This window comes from Ferruginibacter sp., from assembly GCF_028288465.1.
Taxonomy (GTDB): Bacteria; Bacteroidota; Bacteroidia; order Chitinophagales; family Chitinophagaceae; genus Ferruginibacter.
The window spans coordinates 116,579-130,104 of the sequence record NZ_JAQBNR010000068.1 but is presented as its reverse complement, the minus strand read 5'-3'; the positions used below and the strand labels follow the sequence as shown (position 1 = coordinate 130,104).

Below are 13,526 nucleotides of genomic sequence, written 5' to 3'. Positions count from 1 at the left end.
AAGGTTTAGACTTATTGATTTTGAAAAGGGATATTGGTATGTACTTCAACGTATTTTGTCACGCATTCTTAACTATGCCTTCATAGTTTTCCGGTTATCATAGCTATATACATAATTGTAACCATAACCATAATTATTTTTAAAAAACCCCCGTGTATTCACACTATTAAAAATAATGCCGGGATTTTTGATCGGGTTAATTACCATATTGCCGTCCATTCTTTTTACCAGCATCTTAGGTGTAAATTTATGTCTCACCACAAAAAGTGTAGCATCACAGAGCGATGACAGCAGATAAGCATCCGTAATTAAAACAACCGGTGCAGTATCAATAACAATCATATCAAAATTCTCATCCAGTCTGGATATCAGTTCACCTATTTTTCCGTTTTCCAACAGTTCGGAAGCATCCTGCTCCAGTTCACCGCAAGGAATATAAAACAGGTGATTATTATCTGGTACAGCGTGGATAATACTGTCAAGCGAAGCTTTACCCATCAAATATTCACTTACTCCGGGTTGTTCCCTGATATTAATAATTCTGCCCAGCCCGGGGTTATGCAGGTCTAAATCCAGCAATATCACTTTCTTCCCCGTTAACGCAATGCTATGTGCCAGGTTTGCAGCAATGAAGCTCTTTCCTTCCCCAGAGATATTAGATGTAACCAGTATTTTTTTATGATCAGCATTGATGCCCAGCGATAAAAGGGACACCCGCACTTTTCTGAATTCTTCGGCAATTACTGTTCGTACGCCCTTTTGCACTACGATTGGCTGCTTTGATTTGCTCTTCGAGATTTCGCCGATAACGGGCACTTCAGTTAAGGTTTCAATTTCACTCCGGTACAATATTTTAGGACTTAAGGCATCCTTCGCTGTAATTATTGCAATGGGAAAACCAAGTGCTATGGCAAAAGCGATGGCATAGATCATCATCCTGTTCGGGCTTACAGGCGAATTTGACACAACTGCATAATTGATCACTTTGCTGTCTGCGATATTAGACGCATACGACAATTGACTTTCTTCCCTTTTTTGGAGCAGGAATGCATAGATGCCATTCTTGATATTTTGATCCCTTGTAATTTCTACCAACTCCCTTTCTTTTTGCGGAATTGCCGACAATACTGCATTATCGGACCCTTTTGTAGCATATAAATTGTCCCTGCTTTTTTCAAGGCTTCTTTGCTGACTTTCAATATTTGTCAGAATAGTCGGTTTTATTTGATTGATTTGTTCCTTTAATGAAAGCAAAACCGGATTGTTTTCTGCAACAGTTGTTTTTAGATTGTCGTACTCTGATTGTAGTGAACTCAATTTATTCACCTGGTTAATCAGTGCAGGATCGGAAACACCGAGGGTGGAAGGCAATACACCAACATTTCCCGGGGTTGTTGCCGATTTTTTCAGTTGATTCATAATATCAACCTGCATATTTAAATCAGAGATCCTTTTATCATTTGCACTCACATTTTCCAGGTAAAGTTGTCCCTGCCTGCCAATGTCAACAGCGCCTTTCCCTGCCTTATAGTGTTGCAGTTTCGATTCAATTGAATCCAGGTCTTTAGCCACAATATTCAATCTGTCTTCAATACTTACCAGCGTATTTTTAGCCAGACTGTTTTTTTCACGCAAGGCCGCTTCTCCGTAAGCAATAATCAGCTGGTTAAGCACGTCAGCCGCAAGCACCGGAGACTCATCCCTGAATGATAAATTTATCACACTTGACTGCTTGCTGGACGCACTTACTTTTAATTTCGACAGTAACCACGAAGCCATATTATCAACCGGAACCAGCGAAAAATAATAGGGTGCTTTGATACCAAGCGGAACATATTTATCATTGTGAACAAATTTCAGTGTTCCGTAAGGCGTTTTTAACCATTCATCTATTGCACCTTTAAAAGTTTTATTCAACAATACCGTGTTGTTTTTTTCGTCCACCTCCAGCATTATCTTTTTTGAAGGCTGCAACGAGTCCGGGTTGCTTACTTCCACCTTTACCGGCGAAAGCTGGTAACCCGACATAGCTTTTATTTTTCCTTCCTGCGAAACAGGGGCATACAACCGAAGATTTTTAACCACGTCACTCATCAGCGATCTGGATTGCAGTACTTCCACTTCGTTCTCAATAATTTTGCTTGAGTTCACCAGATTCAGTGACTGGACCAACCTCGAGTCAGTTTCGCCCTTTTTTTCATCCTTGATTATAATTGTAGCACGGGATTCGTACTGCGGTCTTGTATAACGGAGGTATAAAAATGCACCCAAACCGGAAAGGAATAAAAAAATAATAAAAAGCGGCCAGTAGGGAACATAAGATAACAGTGTAAGAATGAATGAAGTTTCCTGTTTTTGACCTGCAGCCTTGGGTTGTTGTTGTTGCATTGTATTTTATCAGTGTAATACTATTTTTTTAATAATTGCAGCGTAATCAATACCACAGATAGCGCCGACAATAATGTCGGAAGCGTTTGCCTGAACGAACTTGCTGAAGCCACCTTTTCTTTATTCGCTTCTACATACACCAAATCGTTGGGTTGCAGGTAATAATAGGGAGAGGTAAGAAAACTGGCTTCGTTCAAATTAACGCGTTTAACTACCCGCTTTCCACTTATTTCGCGTATCAGCAGCACATTGTCTTTTTTTCCAAAAATGGTAATATCACCCGCTAAGCCAATAGCCTTTAAAAGCGATATTTTTTCACTGGGAACATTTATCACAGCTGGCTTACCAACTTCACCTAATACAGTTACTTCATAATTTAAATGCCTGATGTTGACGATAGGGTCCAACAACAATTTCTTATCAGTCAGCATATCTATAATTATATTTTTCACCTCATTGCTGGTCCGTCCTGCAACTTTTATTGCTCCAAGGCCCGGTACCTGGATATATCCTTCGGAGTTAACCAGATACCCGGCCCCACTCTGGCCATTGGTGCTGGTTACTGTGCTGCTGTTGAAAGAGCTGTTGGGCAAATTAAATAAAGCAGATGCCTTTTCATTGGGACTGGTAATAGTAATGCTCAGGATATCATTTTTTTGAATGATTGGCATTATTGTATCCGACAAATTAGGAACAATAACAGCATCCTGGGCGTTATTGAAATAAGTTGTCTTCTTTGTATTGGTGCAGGCTACCATAAAAAGCATAGAACCAGCCAGCAGCCAAAAGTTTACATATTTTCTGTACATCATTTTTTATTATTATTTCCAAACGAAATAAGTATCATTTTATTGGGAACGCCAACCAACTATCAATATTACATATGGCTCATCAAGACCATTAATGGGGATATTCGTAGGAATCAGGGTAACACATGAAGCAATGCGGTAGTAACCGGTCTTTAGGTAAGATTTGGATCAGAGTGTAATTAAGTAAGTGTTCATTACTATTGGTCAAAAATAGTAATAATTGATCAACATTCCAAAAACCCCATATTTATTAATTGTTACCGAATGTTACGACCATACCACAACTATAAGTCGCACGATGTTCAGAAAAAACCGGACCGGTTCCTTATAAACATCCCCAATTACCACTTATGCGGGAGCAATAGCCAACATCGTACCAGAAGTTGAACTAACTATATAGCAGCGTATAATATTACCATTTGTCCACTTCTTCCGTACTGCCATTATCAAGCGGAGGCTGTTCTGTTACCGGGGCTGTCACAGCAACTGGTTCACTGTCTGTAACTGCAAGGGGCGCTGCTGTCGTGGCGGGTTCATTTTCAGCAGCAAAGGTGGAAGGTTGTCCATCCTCGCCTTCGTAAGGTGTATCATGATTAAAGGCATCAAAGTCAAAATCAGGCATCAACTCTGTTTTAACATGGTCAATGGCTTCTGCCAACCCTTTAATAAATTTATTGAAGTCTTCTTTGTAAAGAAAAATTTTATGCCTGTCATACCCGTCGGAGTCAAAACGTTTGCGGCTTTCTGTAATAGTGAGATAATAGTCACTTCCCCTGGTTTCTCTAACATCAAAAAAATAGGTTCTTCTTTTGCCAGCCCTGATACGTTTGCTATAAACGCTTTCCATTTTTTTGTCATTGTTGTCGTACGCCACAGTTATAAAATTTTTTATTAAAAGATGTTACTAAATAATCAGATACTCAGCAAAGATAAAATTGTTTTCCAAATAGCAAAATAAACCTGCAAAAGGGCATTTATAGAATGTTGCAGTATAGTAAGTGAAGCTATTCACAAAGGCTTTCATCTATATGTTGGTCGCAACAAGTTTAAAGCTGAATTACCAAAACTGCAATCACCATACACAAGCTACCCGGCAGCAACCGGCTGGATTTGTTGCTGCCTTGACTTTTTTTTCAAGAAAAAAGTAAACAGGTGAATACTATTAAATAAGAAAGCAGAAGTTTAAAAATAAAAGGCGATTATCTATACTTTGTCGGTAACAATCCTGACAGTAGAATTACCAAAGCTGAAATTACCATGTACAAAAGTTTAACAAAGCTACCCGGCAGCAACGGGCTGTATTCGTTGCTGCCTTCACTTTTTTTTGTTACTTTTTTTGTGTTCAAGACAAAAAAAGTAAAGAAGAATTATTGATCAAATGAAAGACTTTCGATCCCAATATCCAATCTATACAAATCAAAAAAACTAAAAAAATAGCTTCTGGATTACACTAATAATAATAAGACTTTTATTTATACTTCGGCCGTAACAATCCTAACAGTAGAATTACCAAAGCTGAAATTACCATGTACAAAAGTTTAACAAAGCTACCCGGCAGCAATGGGCTGTATTCATTGCTGCCTTCACTTTTTTTTGTTACTTTTTTTGTGTTCAAGACAAAAAAGTAAAGAAGAATCATTGATCAAATAAAAGACTTTCGATCCCAATATCCATCTATACAAATCAAAAAAACTAAAAAAATAGCTTCTGGATTACACTAATAATAATAAGACTTTTATTTATACTTCGGCCGTAACAATTCTAACAGTAGAATTCCCAAAGCTGAAATTACTATGCACAAAAGCCCAACAAAGCTACCCGGCAGCAACGGGCTGTATTCGTTGCTGCCTTGACTTTTTTTTGTTACTTTTTTTGTGTTCAAGACAAAAAAAGTAAAGAAGAATCATTGATCAAATAAAAGACTTGCGATCCCAATATCCAATCTATACAAATCAAAAAAACTAAAAAAATAGCTTCTGGATTACACTAATAATAATCAGACTTTTATTTATACTTCGGCCGTAACAATCCTGACAGTAGAATTACCAAAGCTGAAATCACTATGCACAAAAGCCCAACAAAGCTGTATGGCAGCAATGGGCTGTATTCATTGCTGACTTGACTTTTTTTTGTTACTTTTTTTGTGTCAAAGACAAAAAAAGTAAAGAGAGAAACAACAATTAATTCAATGAAACTGCGATCTGACTGCTCAATCTTTACAAACAGAATGAGGCAGTAATTCTTAAGAGATCTGCGATTTAAATATTTTATGCAGTCTCCACAATCACAACAACGCATCAATGATGTGCCTGTTGCTGTTGCCGGGCGTACATTTCTGCATAGTAGCCTTTCTGCTGCAGCAAGGTTTCATGCTTTCCCTGCTCCACAATCCTGCCGTCATCCAATACAATGATTGTATCAAAATCAAAGAGCGAAAAAATACGGTGCGTAATAATAATAGCCGTTTTATCCCGGAGGTAGATGTTCAGGTTGTTGAGCACCGCTTTTTCTGTTTTAGCATCTACGGCACTGAGGCAGTCATCAAAAATCACAATGGAAGGATCTTTAATAAGTGCCCTTGCGATGGATATCCGTTGTTTTTGCCCGCCACTCAGGGTTACACCCCGCTCCCCTATCATGGTTTCGTATCCGGCCGGAAACTGTTCTATTTCTGTTGCAATATGTGCCTGGCGGGCTGCCTGTACAACCTGCTGATTTGTTGCAGCCGCTACACCAAAACCGATATTGTTTTCAATGGTTTCACTGAACAAAAAAACATCCTGCGGCACATAACTGATATTGCTGCGCAGGTAGGCTGTATCTATCCGGGATATCGGTACCCCGCCATAGGTAATCAGGCCACTGTCGGCGTCGTACATACGCAGCAGCAATTGTGCTACGGTAGATTTACCGGAACCTGTTTTACCAATGATGGCAATTTTTTCTCCGGCATTGATGCGCAGTGAAAAATCTTTTAACGCCTGAATGCCCGTGTGCTGGTAAGTGAAATTTACCTTATCCAGCAGGATGGATGTATTCAGCGGAGGCCGGGCTGCATTACCAGGTAATTGTATATCAGCCTTCGTGTCTAAAAATTCGTTGATGCGTTTTTGGGATGCGGCTGCCCGTTGCGTCATACTGGCCGTCCAGCCGATGGCGCTTACGGGGAAAGTAAGCATCTGTATATACATCACAAATTCGGCGATGGTACCAACCGTGTTATGTGCAGGATCTTTGATCACATCCAGCGCGCCTACCAGGATAGTGATCAAGGTACTCACGCCAATCAGCAATGCCATACTGGGAAAATAAATGGCTTCCGTTTTGGCCAGGCTGAGCGCATTTTTTTTATATGCTTCACTGTTTTTGGCAAAGAAACCAAGCATGGCTTTTTCCTGTACAAATGATTTAATCACCCTGATGCCGCTGTAAGACTCCTGAGCATTGGTGGTAAGGTCGCTTAACAGCGCCTGTATCCGTTCGCTCTTTTTATGGATGATTGTATTTACAAAATAAATAGTAATGGCCAGTATGGGCAGTGGCGAAAGTGCAACCAGCGTTAATTTAGGGCTTGATTTCAGCATAAAAAAAATACTGAACCCCAGCACCGCTGCCAGGTTGATAAAATACATAATGGCCGGGCCTACATACATTCTCACCCTGCTTACGTCTTCAGATATACGGTTCATCAGGTCGCCCGTGCTGTGGGTTTTATAAAAACTGCTGTCCAGTTGCTGGTAATGGGTAAACACCTGGTTCTTCTGGTCATACTCAATCAGCCTGCTCATTACGATGATGGTTTGCCGCATAAAAAACATAAACACACCACTGATGATGGCCATTACCAGTAAGGTGATACCGCACCATAAAAATTGTTGTCCAAAACTCTTTGAATCAAGTACTGTGATGATTTTATATACAATGAAATCGTATTTTTTTTGCTCCCCGGCAAGACGTGCCGCCTCACCACCCGCTTTTTGCACTACTGTATTTACCACATACCCGGTAAGCTGGGGGGCGAGTATTTTAAAATAGTTACTGAGGATAATAAACAAGATGCCCAGTAGTAGCCGCACACGGTATTTCCAAAAATACGGATTAAGAGATGCCAGGTATTTCATTGTGTAAAATTAAAGAAAACGGGACGGAAAATTGTGAGTGGTGAGTGGCGAGTGGTGAATAGTCAATGGTCAATAGTGAATGGTGAGTGCCCACTGGTCGATAGTCTATTGTCTATTGACTATTGCCTATTGACCATTGCCTATTGCCTATTGACCATTGCCTATTGACCATTCACTATTCACCATTGCCCATCCTCATATCTCCGCCAGGTTATTCCACTTCTTTTTACCCAACAGTTCATTCAGTGTTTGCAGGTTCTTTTTGTCTTTCAGCATATCCAGGTGACGTGTATGGTGCATATCAGTACCTACCAGGTCGGCCAGGTTATTTTCAACAAGGTACCTGGCTGCTTTAGCCACCGGTTTGCCGTAATACCCGGTGAGGGACAGCAGGTTTACCTGTAATAAAAAGCCAATGTCTTTTAGCGTGCCATAAGCACTGTAATCATCATGGTAAAAATGATACCGCTCCGGATGCGCCATAATGGGGCGATAGCCCGAGGTAACAATTTCAAAGGCAATACGGTGAACGTTGGGTGATGGCGATGCAAAAGGTTGCTCGGTTAAAATAATATTGTTATAAATGGTGAGCAGCGGTGCCGGGCCTTTTAACAATTGCACAAAATAATCATCCAGCATGTATTCGGCCGCAGCGGTTATTTTTATATCCATGCTGTTGCGGGCACAGGCCGCAGTCAATTGTGCAAGCGCATTGTGAATCGTGTCGGGCGTATTGCGGTATAAATCGCAAATAACGTGCGGCGTCGCCACCGTTTCCCTGATGCCCAGCTCATAAATACCCCTTACCAGTTGCAGCGATGTATCGATATCCGGAGATCCGTCATCAATGCCCGGCAGAATATGGGAATGGATGTCTGTTGTAAAAGGCAGCGTGTCATAAACAGTACGCTTATTGGCAGACTTAAAAAAATCGAACATAGTATAGAAAGAGAATCAGAAAAAACGTGACTAAATATTTTTACGAAAAAAAGTATAATAATACTGGTGCAGTTTGATGATCGGTTTTAAAATAGACGCCGTTAAAGGAAAAGGTATTTTATTTTTTTTCATGGCCAGGTAATCCCGCCTGTTGGCCCTCAGCCGGATGGCAAGGGTTTTATTGCTTTGCCCTCCGCTCCGCATCTTTACAATCAGTTTGGGCAGGTACCGGGCATTAATACGAAACCGGTACAGGTAGCGGGCCATAAATTCATAATCTGCTGCCGTATAATAATGCGATTCATATCCTCCAAGGTCTGCAATCAGGCTCGTTCGTACATAAAAAGTGGGATGTGCCGGCATCCAGCCATAATTAAACCGGTATCGTTTATAACTAAACCCTTTCCAGTACCGCAGCACGCGGGAGGTGTTCTTTTTTTCTACATATACCAGGTCACCATATACCGCATCCACGTGCTGATCAGTAAAACAATGAACAATATCACTTATCACGTCAGGCGCCGCCAGTTTGTCGTCACTGTTGAGTATACCAATGATACCACCGGTAGCCATTGTAATTCCCTTGTTGATGGCATCATACATACCATTGTCTTTTTCAGAAACCCATTGCGCAATGTGGCCATTGTATTTCCGGATAATTTCCAGTGTGCCATCGGTTGAAGCTGCATCTACAATAATATGTTCAATGTCGGGATGTGTTTGTCCTATGACAGAATTGATACATTCTTCCAGGTAGTTTTCAGAATTATACGTTACTGTAAGCAGTGTGACTTTCATTGCAGATTTACCCTCTTTAATAAGAGATAAATTTTAATTTGTCACCAAATTTAAACAATAGGCAGAGAAAACATTTATTTATCGATACAAATATTTAAAGCAATATAATATGCATGTTAGCGAAGCACCGGAAGAAATGCTGAGTAGTTCATGAGATGGAATTGTATAAGTGCGACTTACACTACACTGCATCATTCAAACACAAATTTCAGCTTCATGTAAAGATTGTATTCCTTTCTTTTACCAGGGCAGCGATGGTATTTCACAGACTTGCATGAAAACTGTCCATAATGGAATTTTTACAAATTCTGCAGGGTTTCAACTGGCGTTGCAACCTCATCCGCCCGCGGGGCACCTTCTCCTGAAGGAGAAGGACGATTTGCAGCTTATTAGTTTATCAACCGCGTTTGATTGGGGTGGCTCCGCTTGCCAGGAGCCGATTTTTTCCTCCTGGCACTTCTACCAATAAATCAGCAAGAGTTTATTTATACTCCGGCTGTAACAAAACTAAGAGTAGAATTACCCAAGCCGAAATTACTATGCACAAGAGCTCAATAAAGCTATACGTCAGCAACGGGCTGTATTCCTTGCTGACGTGACTTTTTTTGTTCCTCTTTTTATGTCAAGATAAAAAAAGGAAAGAATGGTCTGCGGTTAAATAAAAGAACTGCTGACCTACACACAACACGCAGAACTTGCACCAATAAACAGAAAAACAGTTATCTATACCCGGGCTGTAACAATCCTAACAATAGAATTACCAAAGCTGAAATCACCATGCACAAAAGTTCAACAAAGCTATACGGCAGCAACGGGCTGTATTCGTTGCTGCCTTGACTTTTTTTTGTTACTTTTTTTGTGTCAAGACAAAAAAAGTAAAGACTAGTCTGCAATTAAAGAAAAGAGTTGTTGACCTGAAAACAATGCATAAAACTGAAATAATAAACAGAAAACAGTTATCTACACCTGGGCTGTAACAACCCTAACAATAGAATTACCAAGCTGAAATTACCACACACAAAAGTTCAACAAAGCTATACGGCAGCAACGGGCGGTATTCGTTGCTGCCTTGACTTTTTTTGTTACTTTTTTTGTGTCAAGACAAAAAAAGCAAAGAATGGTTAAATAAAAGAACTGCTGACCTACACACAACACGCAGAACTTGCACCAATAAACAGAAAAACAGTTATCTATACCCGGGCTGTAACAATCCTAACAATAGAATTACCAAAGCTGAAACTACTATGCACAAGAGCTCAACAAAGCTACACGGCAGCAACGGGCTGTATTCGTTGCTGCCTTGACTTTTTTTTGTTACTTTTTTTGTGTCCAAGACAAAAAAAGTAAAGAGAGGTCTGCGATTAAATAAGACAACTGCGAACCTAACAATGAAAAGAAAACTGCCTCCTACCTCGAATTCACAATAATATTCTCCATCACCAGCATATCCATACTGGTTCTAAGGTAACAATTCAACGCCTCTTCCGGTTGATTTACAATCGGTTCGTTTTCGTTAAAAGAAGTATTCAATAAAATGGGGATGCCCGTTTTTTGCCGGAAGGCTTCAATGAGGGCGTAATAGCGTGGACTGATATTTTTATCTACAGTCTGCAACCTGCCCGTACCATCCGCATGCGTAACCGCGGGTATGAGGGATTGTTTGTCTGTTTTTATACGGAACACTTTTTCCATAAAAGGCACTTCTTCTGTTTTTTCAAAAAACTCAGCTACATACTCTTTTAGAATGGAGGGTGCAAACGGGCGAAAACTTTCCCTGCGTTTTATTTTGGTGTTCAGTATCGCTTTGGCGTCAGCCCTGCGGGGGTCCGCAATAATCGACCGTCCTCCAAGTGCCCTCGGTCCAAATTCTGCCCGGCCGCTAAACCACCCTACTACCCCGCCGTTAACCAGGCAGTTGGAGATGGTGTCATAGAGGTCAGCATCAGAGTATTCTGTAAAAGCAATCCCCCTGCCGGTTAATAACTGTTTAATCTGTTCGTTGGTAAAATGGCTGCCGGTGTAGGCGCTCATAATGGCGGGTTGCCGGGACATTTTTTCCAGCTGGTGCTGTACATACAAGGCAGCACCCATCGAAATACCGGCATCATGACCTGCCGAAGGAATGTACACGTTTTTGAAACCGGTATTGCTGGTAATCTTTCCGTTGGCCACACTGTTTTGTGCAACTCCCCCGGCAATACATACGTTCTCCAAACCAGTTCTTTTGTGCAGGCTTTCCAGGATATGAAAAATCACTGTTTCGGTAGTCCGTTGTACCGAAGCGGCCAGGTCTTTATGATATTGTGTCAGCGGCTCCTCCGGCTTACGTGGCTCGCCAAACAAATCCACCATTTTTTCGCTGTACATGGACGCTACTACCGGCACGTTATTATCTCCATAACTAATCACACCCTGTACAGCGCTCCTGAAATAACTAAGGTCAAGTTTAAATAAACCATTATCTGTAAGCTGAATTACTTTTGTTAATTGTTCCGTGTGTAACGGTTGCCCATACGGCGCCATGCCCATTACCTTATACTCATCACCATAATGCGGAAAGCCGAGCAGTTGCGTAAAAGCGGTATAAAAAATACCCAGCGAATGCGGAAAGTCTACAGAATCCAATATGGTAATATCATTGCCATTACCGGTGCCGATCATAGTGGTGGTAAAATCGCCTGACCCATCAATGCTGCAGCAGGCTGCTTTATCAAAGGGTGATGCAAAAAAAGCGGAGGCTATATGACTGCGGTGATGCTCTACCTGCCTGATCTTTCCGGCAAAAAAGGCTTCCGGCTTGCCTGAAATACTGGCCAGTTCTGTTTCGATTGAAGCTACTTTTTTGCTGTTGGCAAAACGGTCTTTAACCACACCAATACTACCCGAAGGATGCTTCGCCAGGTACAGTAACTTTTTCAACAACTTGGCTTTGGGGTCACGGCCGATGGCAAAATAATTGACCTGGTCGAACCCGATGCCTGCTTCCTGTAAGCAAAATTGTATAGATAATGCCGGAAAGCCGGCCCAATGTTTTACTCTTGTAAACCGCTCTTCTTCGATGGCTGCAATCAGTTGGCCGTTTACAAAAATGGCCGCCGATGCATCCGCATGGTAAGCGTTGATTCCGATAATGATCATTTAATTTATTTATCCGGGTTAGTAGCTTCAGTTAAATTTTGGGAGGTAATATTGTTGGTAGTATTATTCTTTTTGTCATAAAACCAGATCATGCAAAATATCAGCACGTAGGAGGCGATGTTAAACCAGGTATGGTGATCCAAGCCAAGGGGCATTGGCCAGTTGTGGTTGTGGGCAATTAAAAACGCAGTTATCCTGGCAACGTTTATCAGCCATAAGGCTGCAGTGCCTGACAGCATCCAGGCTAATTTTGTCTTTACACCTGAGCTGTTGGCAAAAACAAAAGCGATCCAAAAACTGATTACGCCATAGCCTAGACAATCATAAGCAATCATGACTCCTTTGCCACCTCTTATGAAAAGATAATTTGGGGGTAAAATATCAACTGTATAGCCGGACAACTTTGATAAAAATTTTGAACCGTATAAAAGAGACTCCCGCAGCCAACGGTAATAAGCAAAATAGTGATCAATAAGAGGAATGTAATGATTGCCGGGAGTGGCCAACCCTATAACAGCAATGGTTCCATAATATAAAATACAGAAAGCGACCAGGAATTTGGCTGCATACCTTAGAAAACTTTTATCCCTTATCAGCACCATGTTCTTATAAATGATTTAATCCTGTTGAACTTGTATCAGAACATTTTTCGTAAATAAAAAAATCACATGCGCCCGGCAAGTGGAGGGGTTCAATTTTCTGTTTTAAGAACCAAGCTGTTTGATGTTTCGATATCCATTTTGTAAATTCCTGGTGCTTTACGTGAAAGTTTTGTTTGCCTTTTACATCCCAGGCGTAAATAATTACAAACCTTGTTGAACATGCAAACAGGTGGTGCATATATTCTTCAAAAACCTTTGCTTCAACCAGATGATAAATTACATCCAATGATAACACCAATTCAGACCTGAATAAGTCTAGCTGGCTTAGAAAAACACCCGGATTATATAGAACAAATGTTTTAGTGGAATCAGCCTTGAAAAGATCGGTACATTTTTTTAAAGCTGTTGCAGAAACATCCAGCCCGATATAACGCGGAAATTGAAAGTACTGTAACTGGTTGCCATCGCCACAACCAAAATCAGTCACCTGTTCAATATGATGTTCGCTTATAAATTGGTTAATGATGTTCGCTTTATAAACAGCACTGTCGCCATAAGACCCGTTACCGGATGTGCCTTGATTGAAATACCTTTTTTCCCAATAACCGGCTGCATTGACAAATTTATTTTTGAAACGGATATTATTGAAGGTTCGTCCAATGGCAGTTTTACCAAAAGCAGCAAGCATCTTTTTTGTTAATTTACTCATGCTTCACCGGTGTACCGACCAC

The 13,526-nt window shown here is 40.8% G+C and carries 9 protein-coding genes; all 9 read right to left on the bottom strand.

The annotated features are described in order from the left end of the window. Window positions 1-72: 72 nt before the first annotated feature. Window positions 73-2,388: a polysaccharide biosynthesis tyrosine autokinase gene (locus tag JWR61_RS25580; RefSeq protein ID WP_301930504.1), complete on the bottom strand. Its 2,316-nt coding sequence runs from the start codon at window positions 2,386-2,388 to the stop codon at window positions 73-75. A 20-nt stretch (window positions 2,389-2,408) separates the two neighbouring features. Further along, a complete protein-coding gene (locus JWR61_RS25575) occupies window positions 2,409-3,200 on the bottom strand; it encodes a polysaccharide biosynthesis/export family protein (protein ID WP_301930503.1) in 792 nt (263 codons plus the stop codon). Between the two features lie 409 nt (window positions 3,201-3,609). After that, window positions 3,610-4,071 carry a DUF3276 family protein gene (locus JWR61_RS25570; RefSeq protein ID WP_290337150.1) on the bottom strand — a complete coding sequence of 154 codons (462 nt, stop codon included), beginning with the start codon at window positions 4,069-4,071 and terminating at the stop codon, window positions 3,610-3,612. A 1,423-nt stretch (window positions 4,072-5,494) separates the two neighbouring features. Next, window positions 5,495-7,318, bottom strand: a complete 1,824-nt coding sequence (locus JWR61_RS25565) for an ABC transporter ATP-binding protein (RefSeq protein ID WP_301930501.1) — start codon at window positions 7,316-7,318, stop codon at window positions 5,495-5,497. A gap of 195 nt (window positions 7,319-7,513) precedes the next feature. Then, window positions 7,514-8,257 (bottom strand): tyrosine-protein phosphatase, encoded by a 744-nt coding sequence (locus JWR61_RS25560; protein WP_301930500.1) that lies wholly within the window; start codon window positions 8,255-8,257, stop codon window positions 7,514-7,516. A gap of 30 nt (window positions 8,258-8,287) precedes the next feature. Further along, a complete protein-coding gene (locus tag JWR61_RS25555; protein WP_301930499.1) occupies window positions 8,288-9,055 on the bottom strand; it encodes a glycosyltransferase family 2 protein in 768 nt (255 codons plus the stop codon). 1,407 nt (window positions 9,056-10,462) lie between these two features. Then, entirely contained in the window at window positions 10,463-12,193 is a 1,731-nt protein-coding gene (locus tag JWR61_RS25550; RefSeq protein WP_301930498.1) for a carbamoyltransferase C-terminal domain-containing protein, read from the bottom strand. A 5-nt stretch (window positions 12,194-12,198) separates the two neighbouring features. Further along, entirely contained in the window at window positions 12,199-12,795 is a 597-nt protein-coding gene (locus JWR61_RS25545) for a hypothetical protein (protein WP_301930497.1), read from the bottom strand. Between the two features lie 4 nt (window positions 12,796-12,799). Continuing rightward, window positions 12,800-13,504 (bottom strand): hypothetical protein, encoded by a 705-nt coding sequence (locus JWR61_RS25540; protein ID WP_301930496.1) that lies wholly within the window; start codon window positions 13,502-13,504, stop codon window positions 12,800-12,802. Window positions 13,505-13,526: the final 22 nt, after the last annotated feature.